Here is an 18,144-nt window from a genome sequence, read left to right on the forward strand (position 1 = left end):
ACTGGCCCGGTCCGTCCACAGGTGGGGATTCGGCCAGACCGGCGCGCCGCACCGACAAAAGCGCAGGTCAGCCCTGCAAGAGGTCTACCCGGCCCCAGCCCCGGAAATCCCGCGCCCACCCCGCCGACAACTATCCGTCACCGCTCGGACACGACATTCTCATAAAGAGGGCCTGCTCGCCCGCGGAAACGGTCCCTTCATAGAGAGCCGTGTCCAGCCCGCAGAAGACGAAACCCATCCGCCGCATGGATCGCCGGAGCGTTGACGTTGCTGACCTCCAACCACAGATGCCCGGCGCCGCACTCACGGGCGAACTCGACGGCGCGCCCCATCAAAGCGCGCCCCACGCCCTTCCCCCGGTGCTCCGGCGCGACCTCGATGTCCTCGACGACGAGCCGCCGGTTCCAGGCGGAGTAGGAGACGACGACGAACCCGGCCAGCGCACCGTCCGCGACGGCGACGAAGGTGGGCCCGCCGACCTCCCCGTCCCCGCCCTCGTCCTCGGGGAAGACCTTGACGAGAGGCGGGTCGACCGGCGTCTCCCGGAAGGCGAACCCGTCCCCGTCCCAGGTCACCTGGAAGACGGTGCCGGTGGTGAAGGACCCGTCGAGCTTCTCGATGGCCTCGGCATCCTCGGCCCGAGCCGCCCGAACCTCGTAATCGATCATGCCCCCGACGCTACGGCCCCACCCCGCGAAGGTTCACCCCGCCCTGCGCGCGGCGACCATGCCACGGGCGGCCTGACGCGCGCTGCCCCGGAACGGGCGGGCCGTTCCGGGGCAGCGGTGCGTAGCAGTCCTGTCCAGCAGGGGGGTGGGTCAGCCCTTGACCAGGGTGGCCAGGCACTCCACGTGCTGGGTCATCGGGAAGGCGTCGAAGGCGCGCAACGTCTCCAGCGTCCAGCCGCGTTCGCTGAAGTAGGCCAGGTCGCGGGCCAGGGTCGCCGGGTCGCAGGACACGTAGGCGATCTTGCGGGAGGCCACGCGGGCGATGCGGTCGACCACCTCGCGGCCCGCGCCCGCGCGGGGCGGGTCCAGGACCACGATGTCGGCGCCGCGCACCTTGGTGCCCCGGTGGTGGCCGCCGCCCCGCTTGGCCTGGGTGCGGTCGGTGGAGTCGGCGCGGCCGAACTCCAGGTCCTTGATCACTTCTTCGACGGCGCCGCGCTCCACGGCCACCTGCGGCAGGTCGCGCAGGTTGAACTTCGCGTCGCGCACCGCCTGGCCGTCGGACTCGATCCCCACCACCAGGCCGTCGCGGCCCACCCTGTCGGCGAGGACGCCCGCGAACAGGCCCACGCCGCAGTACAGGTCCAGCGCGATGTCGCCCGGCTTCGGCTCCAGCGCCTCCACCACCGCGTCGGCCAGCAGCTGGGCCGCGCCGGGGTGCACCTGCCAGAAGCCGCTGCCGCTCACCTGGTACAGGCGGCCCGACACCTGCTCGCGCACGTACGGCAGGCTCGCGCCCGGCTCGGGCTTGCCGCGCACCAGGCGGACCGGCACGTCCAGGTGCGGCACGCGCGTCTTGCGGCGGCCGCGCAGCACCACTAGCCGGTCGCCGGTCGCGGCCGACACGATGCCCTCGACGGACGACGCCCCGGGCCAGCGCTTGCGCTCGATGCCCATCATCTCCACGCCGGGGTGCGCGATCAGGCACTCGTCCACCGGCTCGATGTCGTGCGAGCGGTGCTTGCGCAGGCCGACCATGCCGTCCTCGACGGTGAACTGCACGCGGGTCCGCCAGCCGAGGCCGGGCGGCGGGGCCACCTCGGCGTCCTCGGGGTAGGGGACCTCCTCGACCACGACGGTGCGGGTGATGCCCGCCACCCGCTGGAGCTGCTCCTCCACGACGGCGGCCTTCAGGCGGCGCTGCGCCGCCAGCGAGGCGTGCTGCCAGTCGCAGCCGCCGCACCGGCCGGGGCCCGCGAACGGGCAGGGCGGCTGCACGCGGTCGGGGGACGCCTCCAGGATCTCCACGGCGTCGGCGCGCAGGAAGTTCTTGGTGGTGTCGGTGACGCGGGCCCGGACCCGCTCGCCGGGCAGGGCGTGCCGGACGAACACCACCCGGCCCTCGTGCCGGGCCACGCAGAATCCGCCGTTGGCGACGTTGCCCACTTCGAGTTCGAGGAGGTCGTCGGGTCCGAGATCAGTCACGGTCCGAAACGATACCGCCACCAGCGGGTGGACCGTCCGCGCCGTCCCTGCCCGGCAGGACGCGCGGCGGGCGGCGCGAGGCGCCCGGCCCCGGCGGCTCCAGCCGGCCCTTCAGCCGGTCGGAGGAGTGCAGCTGCCAGGCGACGCTGGTCACCATGACGCCCGGCTGGAACAGCAGGCGGCCCTTCAGCCGCAGCGCGCTCTGGTTGTGCAGGAGCTGCTCCCACCAGTGCCCGACCACGTACTCGGGGATGAACACGGTGACCACGTCGCGCGGGCTCTTGCGGCGCACGCTCTTGACGTACTCCAGCACCGGGCGGGTGATCTCCCGGTACGGGGAGTCGAGGATCTTCAGCGGGACCGGCACGTCCAGGGCGTCCCACTCGGCCTGCAGGCGCTGGGACTCCTCGGCGTCCACCGCGACCGAGACCGCCTCCAGGGTGGACGGCCGGGTCGCGCGGGCGTAGGCCAGCGCCCGCAGCGTGGGCTTGTGGACCTTGGAGACCAGCACGATCGCGTGGTTGCGGGCCGGCAGCGCCACGTCCTCGCCGGAGGGCACCAGCTCGTCGGCGACCCGGTCGTAGTGCCGGCGGATCGCCTTCATCAGCAGGAACAGCACCGGCATCGCGATGCACACGATGTAGGCGCCGTGGGTGAACTTGGTGACCAGCACGACGATCAGCACGGTGCCGGTCATGAACAGGCCGAACGCGTTGATCGCGCGGGCGCGGTGCATCTCGCGCCGCTGGGCGGGGTCGGCGGCGGTCTTCAGCAGCCGGTTCCAGTGCCGCACCATGCCGGTCTGGCTGACGGTGAACGACACGAACACGCCCACGATGTACAGCTGGATCAGCTTGGAGACGTCGGCGCCGTAGGCGTAGATCAGCAGGCCCGCCATGGTGGCCAGGATGATGATGCCGTTGCTGAAGGCGAGCCGGTCGCCGCGGGTGTGGAGCTGGCGCGGCAGGTAGCGGCTCTGCGCCAGCACCGAGCCGAGCACCGGGAAGCCGTTGTAGGCGGTGTTGGCGGCCAGCACCAGGATCAGCGCCGTCATCAGCGTGACGAACCCGAACATCGGGGTGAAGTTGCTGAACACCGTGTGCGCGACCTGCGCCACGACCGGGTCCTGCTCGGACACGTCGCGGCCGGTCGCCGGGTCGATCAGGCGGCTGCCGTGGGTGGGGTCGGCGAACTTGGCGTCGGTGATGTAGGCGAGCGCGGTGACGCCGCAGAACATCGTCATCGCGAGCACGCCCAGCAGCAGCAGCGTGGTGGCGGCGTTCTGGCCCTTGGGCTTCTTGAACGCCGGGACGCCGTTGCTGATGGCCTCCACACCGGTGAGGGCCGCGCAGCCGGAGGCGAACGCCCGCATCAGCAGGAAGATCAGCGCGAGCCCGCCGACGCCCATCTCGTCGCCCCGCACCTCCAGGTGCGCGGTGGGGGCCTCCAGGTCGGCGCCCAGCAGCAGCCGCCCGAAGCCCCAGACCAGCATCGAGAAGACGCCGAACATGAACAGGTAGGTCGGGATGGCGAACGCCACGCCCGACTCCTTGAGCCCGCGCAGGTTCAGCACGGTCAGGATCACCACGATGATCAGCGCGGAGGCCACCTGGTGCTCGCGCACGAACCCGAGGAAGGCCCCCAGGTTGTCGACCGCCGAGGAGACCGACACCGCCACCGTCAGCACGTAGTCCACCAGCAGCGCGCTCGCCACCACCACGCCCCAGTTGGGGCCGAGGTTGACGCTGGCGACCTCGAAGTCGCCGCCGCCGCTGGTGTAGGCGCGCACGTTCTGGCGGTAGGAGGCCACCACGGTGAGCAGGATGACCACGACGGCCCCGGCCACCCACGGGGTGTACTTGTAGGCCGCCAGGCCGGCGATCCCCAGGGTGATCAGGATCTCCTGGGGCGCGTAGGCCACCGACGACAACGCGTCGCTGGCGAAGACGGGCAGCGCGATCCGCTTGGGCAGCAGCTGCTCGTGCTGCTGGGCGCTGCGCAGCGCGCGCCCGAGGAGCAGGCGCTTTGCTAGATCCGGAGCCTTCGACACGAAAGGAGACTCTAACCCTTGCCCCGGACGGTCCTTTTCCGGCCCCGCCGGGCTGACGCGCCCTTTGCGGGAACGCTCCTCCCGCCTGGTCGGAAGCCTGCTTGGGTAGTACTTGCCTGGGCGGATGTGTAGTTTTGCAGCCCGGCAAGGATCATTGGAACCTGGTGATCCTCGGGTTCCCGGGGAAGGATTGGCCGTGCATATCGTGATCATGGGGTGCGGGCGGGTCGGGTCGACCCTGGCCCACATCCTGGAGGACAAGGGCCATTCGGTGGCCATCATCGATCAGAGCCCCGAGGCCTTCCGCCGGCTGCGCAGCGGGTTCAAGGGCCGGCGCATCACCGGGTTCGGCTTCGACCGCGACGTGATCGCCGAGGCCGGCATCGAGCAGGCGTCGGCGTTCGTGGCCGTCTCCAGCGGCGACAACTCCAACATCATCTCCGCCCGGGTGGCGCGCGAGACCTTCGGCGTCGACAACGTGGTGGCGCGCATCTACGACCCCCGGCGCGCCGAGGTCTACCAGCGCCTCGGCATCCCCACCGTGGCGACGGTGCGCTGGACCGCCGACCAGATCCTGCGCCGCCTGCTGCCCGAGGGCGCCGAGCCGCTGTGGCGCGACCCGACCGGCGAGGTCGTGCTGGCCGAGCTGGACGCCGGGACGCGCTGGGTGGGCGCGCGCGTCGCGGCGCTGGAGGAGGCCGTCGGCACCCGGGTGGCGTTCCTCAGCCGCATGGGCGAGGCGCTGGTGCCGGGCGCCGACACGGTGGTCCAGGACGGGGACATCGTGCACATCATGGCGCGCGCCGACGACCTGGACCGGATCAACGCGGCGGTCGCCGCGCGGACGGAGGAGAGCGCCTGATGCGCGTCGCGATCGCCGGGGCCGGCGCGGTGGGGCGCTCGATCGCCCAGGAGCTGCTGGAGAACGGGCACGAGGTGCTGCTGATCGACAAGAGCCCCAAGGCCATCAAGGTGGAGATGGTGCCGCGGGCCGAGTGGCTGCTGGCCGACGCCTGCGAGATCGCCTCGCTGGACGACGCCGCGCTGGAGCGCTGCCAGGTGGTGGTGGCCTCCTCCGGGGACGACAAGGTCAACCTGGTGGTGTCGCTGCTGGCCAAGACCGAGTACGGGGTGCCCCGGGTGGTGGCCCGCATCAACCACCCCAAGAACGAGTGGCTGTTCAACGAGTCGTGGGGCGTGGACGTCGCGGTGTCCACCCCGCGCCTGCTGTCGGCGCTGGTCGAGGAGGCCGTCAGCGTCGGCGACCTGGTGCGGCTGATGACCTTCCGGCAGGGCGAGGCCAACCTGGTGGAGCTGACGCTGCCCGAGGACGCGCCGCTCGGCGGCGAGCGGGTCGGGTCGGTGGCCTGGCCGCGCGACACGGCGCTGGTGGCGATCCTGCGCGAGGGCCGGGTGCTGGTGCCCACCCCCGACGACACGCTGGAGCCGGGCGACGAGCTGATGTTCGTGGCCAGCCAGGACGTCGAGGACGAGCTGGCCGAGCTGCTCGGCGGCCGCTGACGCTCGCCGTTGGACGATCGAGGCCGCGCCCCCAGGGACCCGGGGGGGCGCGGCCTCGGCCCGTTCAGCGCCGGTATTCGGCCAGCCTCGGACGCAACCCGACCAGCAGCAGCACCAGCACGGCGGCCCCCGCCCACAGGGGGCCGCCAATGTGGCCGCGCAGATGGTCTTCGGTGGCGGCGACGGACGCCTGGTAGTGGCGGTTGTGGAAGGTCAGCAGGTCGGTGAGCGCGACGTCGTAGCGCTCGAAGGCGTAGCCCTCTCCCCAGGAGACGTCGGCGACGAGCAGCTCGGCCTGGGACGACGGATTCCTCTGCGGAAGGACCCGTAAGGCGGCGGCCCGGTCCAGATAGACGCGCAGCTTGGCCAGCACGTCGTCGGCCAGCGCCTGGCCGCCCGGACGGGCCGGGACGTTCAGCGCCGCCCCCAGCCGCCCGCCGAACTCCGGCGGCCCGCCGCCCATGTTCTCGTCCAGCGCCCGGTGGAGCGCCGACGTGACGTCCTCGCCCGCCCCGACGCGCGCCCAGGCCACCTGCCGGTTCTTGGCCCTGAACTCCTGCCGGTGGTAGGCCTCGCGGGCCGGGTCGATAATCGCGCGGCTCTGGTCGCCGAAGGCGTCGCGGCCGATCGCGCGAACCTCGGCCAGCTCCAGCGCCGGGACGAACGCCTCGGTCCGGACGTCCCGGAGACGGGCCCGCTCGGCGGTCGGCTGCGCCGCCCCCACCAGCGGCAACGCCGCCGCCACGACGCAGGCCAGCGCCAGCGCCGGGTTCAGCAGGCGGCGGTGGCGGCGCGCCAGCAGGATCTGGAGCGCCACCAGCACCACGACCAGCGCCATCCCCGCCAGGATCGCCGTCCGCAGGGCGGCGTCCGCTCCGGCGTCCCCCTCCCTGTGGGCCCGGTCCACCCGCGCCGCGGCGGTCTTGATCATCCGCTGGACGGTGGGCAGCAGCGTCCGGTGCATCAGGTCGGTGGCCTCGCGCTGCCGCTCCAGCACCGGCGCGGGCGGGCGGCCCGCCGGATGGGCGGCCTGCCGGTCCAGCGCGACGGCCTGGCCCGCCAGGGCGGTGTAGCGGCTCAGCCCGTCCGCGATGCCGCGCAGCTCGCGGCGGTCCTCGGCGGTGCGCGCGGCGGCGGTGAGACGGCCCAGGTCGGCGACGGCGCGGCCGCGTGCGGCCTCGAAGTCGCGCAGCGCCGCGTCCGGCCCGCCGCCGATCGGCTCGCGGCCCACCAGCGACAGTTCGGCCAGGCGGGAGTCCAGCGCGCCGAGCGAGCCGTAGAGATCGGTGGCGGCGAACGTCTGGGCGGCGGCCTGCTGAGCCCGTTGCGCGGCCGTGCGCAAACGTTCCGCTCCCAGGACGAGGCCGCCGCTCACGGACACCGCCAGCAGCGCGGCCAGGAGCGTCAGCGTCCACAGCCGCCCGCGCACGGACCAGGCGCGGCGGGCGGACGGGGGCAGGATTTCGGGCAGGTCCCAGCCCTCGTCGGGTGTCGGGCTCGCGAGGGCCTTCACAGCAGCGTCCTGGGGCGCAGGGCGTTGGCCCGTTCGATCAGGCGGAGGCGTTCGCCGCGCGTCCCGGCTCTTCCGGCCAGTTCCCGGTGCCACCATTCCAGCCCGCGCCGCAGGTCCGGTTCGATCAGCTTCCGTCCCAGCAGCCGGGCCGCCGCTGGCGGGGCGACGTTCCGTTCCCGGAGGTGGCCGAGCGCGGTCTCCAGGAGCAGGATCGCCAGCCTGCCGCGCAGCCGCGACGGCAGATCGAGGGCGGACAGGCGGCGGTCGGCGTCCTGGAGGTCGGCCAGGCCGACGTGCCGGGGATCACGGTGCCGCAGCCGGACCAGGATCGCGGTGATCTGCGCGTCGCGCTGGTGGGCCGACCCGGCGGGCACGGTGTCCAGCGCGCGCACCGCGCCGTCCCGGTCGGCCCGCGCGGTCCGGGTCCGGGCCAGCCCGAAGACCGCGCCGAAATGGTCGCGGCCGGTGGTCCAGACCCGCTCGTAGTGCCGCTCGGCGGCGGGATCGTCGCGCAGCTCGGCGCAGTACGCCAGCGCGAGCTGGGGCGCGGCCTCGCCGGGCAGGGTGGCCCTGACCTGCGCGAAACGCTCGGCGGCGCGGGCGGGACGGCCGTCCCGCAGCTCCTGGACGCCCCGCTCCCACTCCTCCCGCCAGCCGCCCCCGGCCCCCAGGGCGGCGGGCAGTCCCTTGGCCAGCGCGGCGGCCGGAGGCGGTTGGAGGGAGCCGATCCCCGGCGGGTGCGGCTCGGGGCCGAAGCGGGCGGACGCGGCGGGCCGGGGCACGCCGTCCTCGGCGGCCAGCACCTCGCGCCGCACGGCGTCGAGCTGCTCGGCCATCTCGGCGGCCGAGCCGAAGCGGAGCCCCGGGTCGGGATGGGTCGCCCGCCGCAGCAGCAGGTCGAACGACTCGTGCCGGGCCAGCACCGGCACCCGGTCCCGCTCGGGCAGCAGGTACCGGTACCGGCCGCTGAACCCGGGGAACTCGAACGCCAGCACCGCCATCGTGCGCGCGACCGTGTATAGGTCGGAGCGCACCGACGGCCCGGCCTCCTCCACCTCGGGCGCCTGGAACCCGACGGTGCCGTAGACGGGGCTGTCGTCGTCGTCCGCGCGGCGCATCCCGCCGAGGTCGATCAGCCGCAGCCGGTCACCCGTCATGATCGCGTTGGCGGGCTTGAAGTCGCAGTACAGCAGCCCCCGGTCGTGCAGGTCACCGAGGGTGGCCAGCACCTGGAGCGCCCAGCCGATGATCTGCCGGAGCGGCGGCGAGGCCCCCGTGGCCCGCCGCCGCTCCAGCGTCAGCTCGCGCAACGAGCGCCCGCCGACGTGCTCCAGCACCGTGTAGACGGCGTCGCCGTGCCGCACGACGTTGAGGACGCGCACCACGCCGGGGTGGTCGATCTCGGCGAGGAAGCGCCGCTCGGCGGCCGCGGCGGCCAGCGCGTCGGCGTCGCCGGAGTTGAGCAGGCCCTTCAGCACCACCCAGCGGTCGTGGACGTTGCGGTCGCGGGCCAGGTAGATCCAGCCGAGGCCGCCGCGCGCCAGGCAGCCCGCGACCTCGTACTGCCCGGCCACCAGGTCGCCGGACCCCAGCTTGGGCACGAACGAGAAGCGGACGCCGCAACCACCGCAGTAGCCCGTGCTGCGCCCGATGTGGCCGGGACGGCTGCGCCCCACGGGCGCGCCGCACCCACCGCAGAAACGGCGGTCCTCGGGCACGTGCGGGTCGCTCAGGATGGCCGACAGCAGGCCGGAAACCGGTGGGGAGGGCAGGGAAGGCGGGTGCGGGCGGGCGGACATCGCGGCCTCCTGAGGGCAGGCGGACAACGCTCGCCGACCAGACTTCCCGGCACACCTGGGACGACGGTAACGGTCCGTCAGGCCGTCAAGGAAGCACGCGACCGCAGTAGGCCACCCCGCCCCCGCCGCCACACCCGCCGGACGGACCGGCGCGGCGGGTCAGCCGGGCGGGCCTGCCAGTCGAGCGGGCCAGCCGTCACGCCCGCCGGACGGGCCAGCTAAGCGGGCCAGCCGGGCGGCGGGACAGTCGAGCGAGCCAGCCGCCGCAGGCCGACCAAGCAGGTCAGCCGAGCGGATCAGCCCGGCGGGTCAGCCAAGGGGGCCTGCGCGGCGGGTCAGCCGTCGGCGGAGGCGGCCGTGCGCTGGAGCGGGGTGCGGCCCCGGGCCAGCAGGGCGACCATCGCGGCCAGCGCCGCCACCTGGAGCGGCCAGCCCATCACGATCTTGGCGGTGCCCAGCAGCGCGCTCTGGTCGCCGTCGGCCAGCCAGATCGGGTACTGCACCGCCACCCGCAGCAGGCACGGCGCGAGCAGCAGCCAGGTCAGCCGCTGGCACAGCCGCACGATGCCCGGGTCGTTGCGCCAGGCGGTCGGGTCGCCGGTGACCGAGCCGATGATGAAGCCCACCACCGGCCAGCGCACCAGGATCGACAGGAACATCCCGGCCGCGTAGGCGGCGTTGAGGTAGATGCCGGGCAGGAAGGCGTTCTCGGCCTTGCCCGAGCGCAGCGCGAAGAACGCGGCGATGCCGATGCCGAGCAGGCTGTTCAGCACGAACTGGACGCTGGTCTTCTGGGCGAGCCGGACCACCAGCAGCAGCACCGCCACGGCCACACCGGCGATGGCGGCGGTCTGCACGTGCTTGGTGGCCACGAACGTGGCGGTGAAGGCGATGGTGGGGACCGCGGCCTCGATCATCCCCCGGACGCCGCCGAGCGCCTTGCTGAGCTGGGCCCGGACGGCCGCCTCGACGGTGTCGTGCGCGTCCTTGCCGGGCCCCCCGGCCGCACCGGAGGTCTCCGCGCCGCTCTCGACGCCGTCCGCGCCGACGGCTCCGGCGTGCCCAGCGGCCCCTGCCTGCCCGGCAGCCCCCGCCTGTCCGGCCGCTTCGGCCTGCCCGGCGGGTCCGGCCTGCCCGGCGGCCCCGGCCGTCCCGTCCTGCCCGATCGTCTCAGCCGTCTCAGGCTGCCCGGCCGTCCCGGTCTGCTCGCCCTGGGCGGTCTTCGCCGCGGCGGGTGTCCTGTCCGCGCCCACGCGGCCTCCCCTGATCGCCTCGTCGTCCCTGTCGCCCCCGGCCGTGCCGCGACCGCTCACGAACCGCCGCGCAGCTCGTACCGGGGGTTGAACATGACCTTGCGGCCGTCCTGCACGCTGACCAGCCCCTCGGCGCGCAGCCGGCGCCCCGGGTCGATGCCGGCGATCTTCCGGCGGCCCAGCCAGACCAGGTTGATCACGTCGGTGCCGTCGTACAGCTCGGCCTCCAGCGCCGGGGCGCCGCCGCGCGGCCGCAGGGTCACCGTCCGTAGCGTACCGGCAACGCAGTGGCGCTGCCGCGCGCCGCAGGCGGTGATGGGGGTCGCGCCCTCCCGGCCGCTGGACTTCTGCAGCTCCTCGGCCTCCATCTCGGCCCTGCTCGACGTCATGCGCCGCAGGAAGCGCCGCAGGCCGCCGCGCTCCGTCTCGGTGCCCGTCCCCGGCGTGCTCTCGGCCGGTACCTCGTCCATGATTGGAACCTTAAGGCATCCCGGTACGAATCGAACCGGTCAGGGTTCGAAGCGGTACCCCATGCCCGGCTCGGTGATCAGGTGCCGGGGGCGGGCCGGGTCGGGCTCCAGCTTGCGGCGCAGTTGGGCCAGGTAGACCCGCAGGTAGTTGGTCTCCTTCTCGTAGGAGGGGCCCCACACCTCGCGCAGCAGCTGCCGTTGGCCGACCAGCCGTCCGGCGTTGCGGACCAGCACCTCCAGGACGTGCCACTCGGTGGGGGTGAGCCGCACGTCGGCGCCGTCGCGGACGGCCTTCTTGGCGGCCAGGTCCACGGTGAAGGCGTCGGTGCGCACCACCGCGGCCTCCTCGGCGGGCGCGGCGCGGCGGACGGCGGCGCGCAGCCGGGCCAGCAGCTCGTCCATGCCGAACGGCTTGGTCACGTAGTCGTCGGCGCCCTCGTCCAGCGCGCGGACCTTGTCGGCCGAGGCGTCCCGCGCCGACAGCACGATGATCGGGACGCTGAGCCAGCCGCGCAGCCCCCGGATGACCTCGGTGCCGTCCAGGTCGGGCAGCCCGAGGTCCAGCAGCACCACGTCGGGGCGGTGCCGGGCCGCCAGGTCCAGGGCGGCGCGGCCGTCGGGGGCGGCGTCCACCTCGTAGCCGCGCGCCCGCAGGTTGATCCGCAGCGCCCGGACGAGCTGCGGCTCGTCCTCCACCACCAGGACGCGGGTCACCGCTCCTCCTCCCGCGCGGCCGCCGGCCGCACCGTGAACACCATGGTCAGGCCGCCGCCGGGGGTGTCCTCGGCGCGCAGGGCCCCGCCGACCGCCTCGGCGAAGCCGCGGGCGACCGCGAGGCCGAGGCCGACGCCGGTGCCCTGCGGCGCGTCGCCGAGCCGCTGGAACGGCGCGAACATCGTGTCCTTGGCATCATCGGGCACGCCGGGCCCGCGATCGACGACCCGCAGCTCGACGCCGCCCGGCCCGTCGGGGCCGCCGGGGGCCTGCCCGGCGGTGATCAGGACGGGTTCGCGGCTGTGCCGGACGGCGTTCTCCACCACGTTGGCGACCGCGCGCTCCAGCAGCCCGGGGTCGGCCAGCACCGGCGGCAACGTCTCGGGCACCGCGACCCGCACGCGGTCGGCGGGCACCCCGGCGAGCGCGGCCGGAAGCACCTCCTCCACCGCGACGGCGCGGATCAGCGGGGTGACCACGCCGGTGCTGAGGCGGCTCATGTCCAGCAGGTTGCCGATCAGGCCGTCCAGCCGGTCGGCCGACTCCTCGACGGCCGCCAGCAGTTCGGCCTCGTCCTCGGGCTCCCAGCGCACGTCGGTGGCGCGCAGGCTGCCGACTCCGGCCTTGATCGCGGCGAGCGGGGTGCGCAGGTCGTGGGAGACGGCCGCCAGCAGGGCGGTGCGGATCTTGTCGCCCTCGGCGAGGCGGCGGGCGCGGGCGGCCTCCTCGGCGAGCCTGCGCCACTCCAGCACGGCCTCGGCCTGCGCGGCGAACGCCGTCAGCACGCGCCGGTCGGCGGCCGGGAGCACCCGGCCCGACAACACCAGCACCGATTCCGCGCCGACCTCGGCGACGGCCTCGGCCGCGTCGGGCCTGGTCGCGGGGTCGGGGCCGGTGGAGTCCACGCACCGCCAAGCGCCGTCGCGGCGCTCCAGCAAGGCGACCGCGCGCACCGCGAACGTCTCGCGGACACGTTCCAGCAGTGCGGGCAGCGCCTGCTCGCCGCGCAGCACGCTGGCGGCCAGCAGGCGCAGCGCGTCGGATTCGGCGCTGCTGCGCGCGGCCTGGCGGGAGCGGCGCGCGGCGAGGTCCACCACCGACGACACCGCGACCGCGACGGCCACGAACACCGCCAGCGCCAAGGCGTTCTGCGGCTCGTCCACGGTCAGGGTGTGCACCGGCGGGGTGAAGAACCAGTTGAGCAGCAGGAATCCGGCGACCGCCGCCGCCACGGCGGGCCACAACCCGCCCACCAGTGCGACGCCGACCGTCAGCGCCAGGAACAGCAGCACGTCGGTGTCGAGGCCGGGCGGCTCCCCGGCGCGCAGCCCCGCCGCGAGCAGGACGGGCCCGAGCAGCGCCAGCGCCCAGCCGCCGCCCCGGCGGCGGCGCGACAGCGGGCTGCCCGCCAGCTCCACCAGGCCCCGGCCCTTGCCGACCCGCTCGTGGGTGACCAGGTGCACGTCGATGTCGCCCGCCTCGCGCGCGACGGTCGCGCCGACGCCGGGCCCGAGCACGAACTGCCAGCCCCGGCGGCGGCTGGAGCCCAGCACGATCTGGGTCGCGTTGACGCCTCGGGCGAACTCCAGCAGCGCGGTCGCCACGTCGTCGCCGAGCACCTGGTGGTAGCTGCCGCCCAGGTCCTCGGCCAGGACGCGTTGACGGTCGAGGGCGTGCGGCCGGGCGTCGTCGCGCAGGCCGTCGCTGCGGGCGACGTGCACCGCCAGCAGGTCGGCACGGCCCGCGCGGGCGGCGACGCGGGCGGCGCGGCGGACCAGGGTGTCGCCCTCGGGACCGCCGGTGAGCGCGACCACGACGCGCTCGCGGGCCTCCCACGGCCGGGTGATGCCGTGCTGGTCGCGGTAGCGGGCGAGGGCCTCGTCCACCCGATCGGCCAGCCAGAGCAGCGCCAGTTCGCGCAGGGCGGTGAGGTTGCCGAGGCGGAAGTAGTTGCCGAGCGCGGCGTCGATCTTCTCGGGGGCGTAGACGTTGCCGTGCGCGAGGCGGCGGCGCAGCGCCTCGGGGGCCATGTCGACCAGCTCGATCTGGTCGGCGCGGCGCACCACCTCGTCGGGGACGGTCTCGCGCTGGCGGACGTCGGTGATGCGCTCCACGACGTCGTTCAGCGACTCCAGGTGCTGGACGTTGAGGGTGGAGACGACGTCGATCCCGGCGTTCAGGATCTCCTCGACGTCCTGCCAGCGCTTGGCGTTGCGGGAGCCGGGGACGTTGGTGTGGGCCAGCTCGTCCACCAGCGCGACGCGGGGGCGGCGGGCGATCACCGCGTCCACGTCCAGCTCGGTGAACTCGGAGCCGCGGTGCACGGGCTCGCGGCGCGGGACGATCTCCAGCCCCTCGGCCATGGCCGCCGTCATGGGGCGGCCGTGGGTCTCGACGTAGCCGATCACGACGTCGGTGCCGCGCTCGCTCCGCCGGTGGCCCTCGCCGAGCATGGCGTAGGTCTTGCCCACGCCGGGCGCGGCGCCGAGGTAGATGCGCAACGTGCCCCGCCCGCCCACGGTGATCGCCTCCCCCTGCGGCGAAATCTAGCAAAGTGTCCGTTCCTGCCCTGGACCGGTCCCTCACCCCAGATCGGCCAGGACCTGCCGCACGTATGTCTGCACCGGCGGGCCCAGGTGCCGGTAGACCTCCCCCATGGCGGCGTGGAGGTCGGGCAGCGACCAGCCGGGCGGGCGGAGTTCGGGCGGCAGGGCGGGGGCGCGGATGGTGTCCACGATCGCGCCGCCGAGGGCCTGGCGTACTGGAACGGCCTGTGGCGGTACGCCGGGTTCCGCCGCACCCAGTACCTGCTGACCGGCGTGTGGGGCGGGGCGTTCCTGCTGGAGGCCGCCGCGCGCGTCGAGCTGACCTACCTGCTGCCCACCGACCAGATGGTGCTGGCCAACAGCGTGCTGCCGCTGGTGGTCGTGGGGGCGCTGGTGGCGTGGACGGTGCTGATGGCCAAGCGCGGCCGCGCCCGTTCCGCCGCCGCGTCGGCCGGCGACGCCTGACCCTGCTCCACACCGAACGCCCCCGCGCCGCCCGGCCCAGGGGCGTTCCCCATGCCCGCCGTCACCCAATCGAGACGTCCGAAGTTCCGCGGCTCGCTCCACCGGGACGCGATCAACATCTACCTTGCCAGGGGACATCACCTTCCGTGCGTGCATGACTACAGGACGATCACGAGGACACGATGCTGCACTCCCCCGGCCCCTGGCGATCCCTGGCCGCGCTGGCGGCGGCCGTCCTGGCGCTGGCGGCGTGCGGCGGCGGGGACGGCCCGGACGGCGGGTCCGGCGCGCCCGCGCGGGCCGACGGGCCCGCCGCGACTCCAGCCGCCATCGTGATCAAACCCGTCACCGGGGCCGCCCGCGCGCGGCCCGACCGGGGCGTGACCGTCACCGCCCGGCGCGGCGTCCTCAAGCAGGTGGTGGTGCGCGGCGGCGGCGCGGTCGCGCCCGGCCGCCTGTCGGCCGACCGCCGCACCTGGCGCACCCGCTGGGCGTTGCGGCCCGGCACCTCCTACACCGTGACGGCCGCGGGCACCGGCGAGGACGGCGCGCCCACCGCCGCCACCGGCCGCTTCACCACCCTGCGGCCCGCCGCCGCGTTCCGGATCGCCGACATCACGCCGCAACCGGGCGAGACGGTCGGCGTCGGGATGCCGCTGATCGTCACCTTCGACCGGCCGATCGCCGACCGGGCGGCGGTCGAGCGCGCGCTGGAGGTGCGGATGAGCCGGCGCGTCCCGGCCGCCTGGAGCTGGACCGACCCGCGCCAGGTGGTGCTGCGGCCGCGCCGGTACTGGCCGTCGGGGCAGCGGGTGACGCTGCTGGCGCACACGGCGGGGGTGCGGTCGGCGCCCGGGGTGTACGGGGCCGACGGCGCGACCGGGGGCTTCCGCGTCGGGCCGTCCCGGATCAGCGTGGTGGACGTGCGGCGGCACCGCATGACCGTCCGCGTGAACGGCACGCGAGTGCGCACCGTGGGCATCAGCGCGGGCAAGGGCGGGACCCGCGCCTACACCACCACCAGCGGCGTGCACCTGACGATGGGCAAGGGCGACCCGGTCGTCATGACGTCGGGCTGGATGGGCGTGAAGGACGAGAACGACCCGCGCTACTACAAGCTGAAGGTCCGGCATGCGGTGCAGATCTCCAGCAGCGGCGAGTACGTGCACTCCGCGCCGTGGTCGGTCCGGCAGCAGGGCCGCGCCAACGTCAGCCACGGGTGCGTGAACGCCTCGCCCGCGTTCGCCGAGTGGTTCTACGGGCAGACGCAGCGGGGCGACGTGGTCGTGGTGACCGGCACCGACCGGTCGCTGGAGTGGTACAACGGCTGGGGTTACTGGCAGATGCCGTGGTCGAGCTGGATGGCGGGCGGCGCGTTGAAGAAGCCGATCCGCTAGACGATCGGGCGGCCGGTGCGGACGCGGCGGCGGACGTCCCACAGGTAGATGTTCCAGGGGAACTCGCGGGCCGGACGGGGCAGGGCGCGGTTGACCTGGGCCGACGCGCGGCAGAAGGCGTCGAACCGGCGCTGGTGCCGCGCGCTCCACGGAAGCCCCAGCTCCTCGCGGAACCGCTCGGGCAGGAACCCCGTGGTGAGGAACCGGTGCAGCGGCCCGAAGGCCAGGCGGAACGGCGTGGGCAGGAAGCCGAGGCCGGAGAAGCGGTAGAGGTAGGCGCGGGTGAGGTCGTCCATGTGGACCTGCTCCAGCCCCTTGGTCCAGTACTCGTCGAAGGCGGCGCGGTCGGCGGGCCACATGTCGTCGGTGACCTGGAGGGTGGTGCCGAAGCGGGCGGCGTGGCGGTAGAACTCGTCGCGCTGCTTCTCGGTGGGCCGGCCGTAGAGCTTGATGTAGACGTCCTCGGTGCCCCAGTAGAGGCAGGCGGCGACCCAGAGCTGGAGTTCGCGGTCGAAGGCGTTGTAGCGGACGGCGTCGCCGGGGGCCGAGCGGACCTGCCGGTGCGACCGGTTGGTCTCCTGGCGCATGACGTCCTGCTCGGCGGGGGTGCCCTGCATGGCGACCATGATGTAGCTGAGGGTGGTGCGCAGCCGCTTGAGGGGACGCTTGTCGATGCGGCCGCTCTCCACGGTGCTCTTGGCGACGCCGTGCCCGACCGGCAGTCGCGAGAGCTGCATGATGACGTTGGCACCGGCGGCGGCGAGCGCGAATCCCGTCGCTCCGTCACGGGCGATGTCGGGCAGTCGCTCCGGCGCGGGGGCGGCGGACTCGGGTAGGTTGCGGGCGGCTCCGGTCGCTGCCATGGGGGCCTCCGTGACGGGTGGGATGCGATGCCAGGACCACGATGCCCAAGTAAGTGATTACTTGCAACCCCGCCGTGCGTAGACGTGGATCACTCCTGGACCGGCACCCGCCCGGCGGCGTCCACGATCCGCTGCAGGGCGGCCGCGTGCTCGGCGAACGCCTGGCGTCCCAGTGGGGTGAGGCGGACGCGGGTGCTGCGCCCGCTGCTGATGCGCTCCTTGCGGACCTCGACGTAGGCGGCCTCTTGGAGGGCGCTGACCTGCTTGGAGAGCGAGGAGTCGCTGACATCGAGGGCGTCGCGGAGGACGCGGAACTCCATCCACTGCGCGGGGGCGAGCAGGGCGACGATAGAGAGCCGCGCGGGAACGTGGAGGAACTCGTTGAACGAGGGATCGCTCACCGGCGCGACCGCTCGACGTAGCGGGCGGGCTGGAACCAGTACATGGTCCCGACGGCGGCGACACCGGCGGCGATGCCGGCCAGGGTGGAGTGGACGGGGAGGTCCAGGAGCCAGGTCAGGACGATCACGCCGATGTAGACCGCCAGCAATACGGCGACCTCCACGACGTTGATGACGGCGGCGCCGGGCCGGGGGTGGCGTCCTAGGCGATGCCGGACACCGGTACGACGCTCGACGAGTCCTTCGACGAAGCCGTAGGCGAGGAGGATGGCCAGGGGGACGGCGAAGAGGACGGGCTTGCCGCTGTAGGTGCCGAGGTCGCCCATGATGCCGAGGGCGACGAAGAAGAGGAACCGGTTGAGGTAGGCCCACCAGGGGAGGCGGGGGTAGGCGGCGGCGAGGGTCTGCTGCTCGCGGTCGTGGATTTCTTGGAGGGCGCGGTGGGCTTGCTGGGCGTCCATGGTTCTCCTGGGGGAGCTAGGAGTACTTTCCTGCAGAGAAAGTACCATCTACTTTCCCCACAGGAAAGTAGATGGTGGGGCCTGACTGAGCTGGTGTTCGGCCTGCGCTCTGCACCTGGTCGACGACCTCAGCCTGCGCCCTGCACGTGACCCGCAACCGGCCCCGCGCTCCGCGCGCCCAACGACCTCAAGCTCGCGCTCCGGGCCGAGTCTGTGTTCTGCGCTGACCCTGCGCTGACCCTGCGCTGCCCCTGCGCTGCCCCTGCGCTGCCCCTGCGCTGCCCCTGCGCTGCCCCTGCGCTTCGTGCCAAGCCTGCACTCCGCGCTGAAGGGCACGCTCCGCGCAAGAGCCACGCTCCGCGTTAAAGGCACGCTCCGCGTTTAGCGCTCCGCGCCACTACCTCAGCCCGCGCTGCGCGCGTGCCCAAAGACGCTAGCCCCGTGCCCTGCACATGACCACCGACCCCAGCCCCGCGCTCTGCGCGTGACCAGCGACCTCAACCCCGCGCTCTGCACTCGACCAGCGACCTCAGCCCGC

Annotated in this window: 16 protein-coding genes; 4 read left to right on the forward strand and 12 right to left on the reverse strand. The window is 74.0% G+C overall.

Annotated elements, in window-relative coordinates; genetic code table 11:
* Positions 1-197: 197 nt before the first annotated feature.
* The 3 genes from AH6_RS21495 to AH6_RS21505 form a co-directional block, all read right to left on the reverse strand.
* Positions 198-668 (reverse strand): GNAT family N-acetyltransferase, encoded by a 471-nt coding sequence (locus tag AH6_RS21495; protein WP_218005898.1) that lies wholly within the window; start codon positions 666-668, stop codon positions 198-200.
* Between the two features lie 150 nt (positions 669-818).
* Positions 819-2,153: a class I SAM-dependent RNA methyltransferase gene (locus tag AH6_RS21500; protein ID WP_067482607.1), complete on the reverse strand. Its 1,335-nt coding sequence runs from the start codon at positions 2,151-2,153 to the stop codon at positions 819-821.
* Positions 2,146-4,203: an APC family permease gene (locus tag AH6_RS21505; RefSeq protein WP_067482609.1), complete on the reverse strand. Its 2,058-nt coding sequence runs from the start codon at positions 4,201-4,203 to the stop codon at positions 2,146-2,148. Before AH6_RS21505 ends, AH6_RS21500 begins: the two co-directional genes overlap by 8 nt.
* A 196-nt stretch (positions 4,204-4,399) precedes the next feature.
* Between AH6_RS21505 and AH6_RS21510 the strand changes: the two genes are divergently transcribed.
* Entirely contained in the window at positions 4,400-5,065 is a 666-nt protein-coding gene (locus AH6_RS21510; RefSeq protein ID WP_067482611.1) for a potassium channel family protein, read from the forward strand.
* Positions 5,065-5,724, forward strand: coding sequence for a potassium channel family protein (locus AH6_RS21515; protein WP_067482613.1), 660 nt, complete (start codon positions 5,065-5,067; stop codon positions 5,722-5,724). Before AH6_RS21510 ends, AH6_RS21515 begins: the two co-directional genes overlap by 1 nt.
* 64 nt (positions 5,725-5,788) lie before the next feature.
* Here AH6_RS21515 and AH6_RS21520 read toward each other — a convergent pair whose 3' ends face one another.
* The 6 genes from AH6_RS21520 to AH6_RS21545 form a co-directional block, all read right to left on the reverse strand.
* Positions 5,789-7,237: a GlnX family signal transduction membrane protein gene (locus AH6_RS21520; RefSeq protein ID WP_067482615.1), complete on the reverse strand. Its 1,449-nt coding sequence runs from the start codon at positions 7,235-7,237 to the stop codon at positions 5,789-5,791.
* A complete protein-coding gene (locus AH6_RS21525) occupies positions 7,234-9,036 on the reverse strand; it encodes a tetratricopeptide repeat protein (RefSeq protein WP_067482617.1) in 1,803 nt (600 codons plus the stop codon). The genes AH6_RS21520 and AH6_RS21525 overlap by 4 nt, the downstream gene beginning before the upstream one ends.
* 335 nt (positions 9,037-9,371) lie before the next feature.
* A complete protein-coding gene (locus tag AH6_RS21530; protein WP_083983308.1) occupies positions 9,372-10,202 on the reverse strand; it encodes a DUF3159 domain-containing protein in 831 nt (276 codons plus the stop codon).
* Between the two features lie 143 nt (positions 10,203-10,345).
* Positions 10,346-10,759, reverse strand: coding sequence for an OB-fold nucleic acid binding domain-containing protein (locus tag AH6_RS21535; protein WP_067482619.1), 414 nt, complete (start codon positions 10,757-10,759; stop codon positions 10,346-10,348).
* A gap of 39 nt (positions 10,760-10,798) precedes the next feature.
* Entirely contained in the window at positions 10,799-11,473 is a 675-nt protein-coding gene (locus AH6_RS21540; protein WP_067482620.1) for a response regulator, read from the reverse strand.
* Positions 11,470-13,926, reverse strand: a complete 2,457-nt coding sequence (locus AH6_RS21545) for a sensor histidine kinase (RefSeq protein WP_245679405.1) — start codon at positions 13,924-13,926, stop codon at positions 11,470-11,472. The genes AH6_RS21540 and AH6_RS21545 overlap by 4 nt, the downstream gene beginning before the upstream one ends.
* Positions 13,927-14,136: 210 nt before the next feature.
* Between AH6_RS21545 and AH6_RS21550 the strand changes: the two genes are divergently transcribed.
* Together AH6_RS21550 and AH6_RS21555 are read left to right on the forward strand one after the other, a co-directional pair.
* Complete coding sequence (locus AH6_RS21550; RefSeq protein ID WP_067482624.1) at positions 14,137-14,484, forward strand: DUF3159 domain-containing protein; 348 nt, start codon at positions 14,137-14,139, stop codon at positions 14,482-14,484.
* A gap of 182 nt (positions 14,485-14,666) precedes the next feature.
* A complete protein-coding gene (locus tag AH6_RS21555) occupies positions 14,667-15,881 on the forward strand; it encodes a L,D-transpeptidase (RefSeq protein ID WP_067482626.1) in 1,215 nt (404 codons plus the stop codon).
* On the opposite strand, the gene AH6_RS21560 is transcribed toward AH6_RS21555, so the two are convergent.
* The 3 genes from AH6_RS21560 to AH6_RS21570 all read right to left on the reverse strand — a co-directional run bounded on the left by AH6_RS21560 (position 15,878) and on the right by AH6_RS21570 (position 17,606).
* Positions 15,878-16,744, reverse strand: a complete 867-nt coding sequence (locus tag AH6_RS21560; protein WP_067482628.1) for an oxygenase MpaB family protein — start codon at positions 16,742-16,744, stop codon at positions 15,878-15,880. The two genes, AH6_RS21555 and AH6_RS21560, sit on opposite strands and share 4 nt — an antisense overlap.
* Positions 16,745-16,833: 89 nt before the next feature.
* Positions 16,834-17,145 (reverse strand): transcriptional regulator, encoded by a 312-nt coding sequence (locus AH6_RS21565; RefSeq protein WP_067482630.1) that lies wholly within the window; start codon positions 17,143-17,145, stop codon positions 16,834-16,836.
* Positions 17,142-17,606 carry a hypothetical protein gene (locus AH6_RS21570; protein WP_067482632.1) on the reverse strand — a complete coding sequence of 155 codons (465 nt, stop codon included), beginning with the start codon at positions 17,604-17,606 and terminating at the stop codon, positions 17,142-17,144. The genes AH6_RS21565 and AH6_RS21570 overlap by 4 nt, the downstream gene beginning before the upstream one ends.
* Positions 17,607-18,144: the final 538 nt, after the last annotated feature.

The organism is Actinomadura hibisca NBRC 15177, assembly GCF_001552635.1.
GTDB classification, from domain to species: Bacteria; Actinomycetota; Actinomycetes; order Streptosporangiales; family Streptosporangiaceae; genus Spirillospora; species Spirillospora hibisca.

Bases quoted from the DNA above. Each gene is read 5' to 3' on its own strand.
- AH6_RS21495 (WP_218005898.1), bottom strand. From the start codon at position 668: ATGATCGATTACGAGGTTCGGGCGGCTCGGGCCGAGGATGCCGAGGCC.
- AH6_RS21515 (WP_067482613.1), top strand. From the start codon at position 5,065: ATGCGCGTCGCGATCGCCGGGGCCGGCGCGGTGGGGCGCTCGATCGCC.
- AH6_RS21525 (WP_067482617.1), bottom strand. From the start codon at position 9,036: ATGTCCGCCCGCCCGCACCCGCCTTCCCTGCCCTCCCCACCGGTTTCC.
- AH6_RS21535 (WP_067482619.1), bottom strand. From the start codon at position 10,759: ATGGACGAGGTACCGGCCGAGAGCACGCCGGGGACGGGCACCGAGACG.
- AH6_RS21545 (WP_245679405.1), bottom strand. From the start codon at position 13,926: ATGCTCGGCGAGGGCCACCGGCGGAGCGAGCGCGGCACCGACGTCGTG.
- AH6_RS21555 (WP_067482626.1), top strand. From the start codon at position 14,667: ATGCTGCACTCCCCCGGCCCCTGGCGATCCCTGGCCGCGCTGGCGGCG.
- AH6_RS21560 (WP_067482628.1), bottom strand. From the start codon at position 16,744: ATGGCAGCGACCGGAGCCGCCCGCAACCTACCCGAGTCCGCCGCCCCC.
- AH6_RS21570 (WP_067482632.1), bottom strand. From the start codon at position 17,606: ATGGACGCCCAGCAAGCCCACCGCGCCCTCCAAGAAATCCACGACCGC.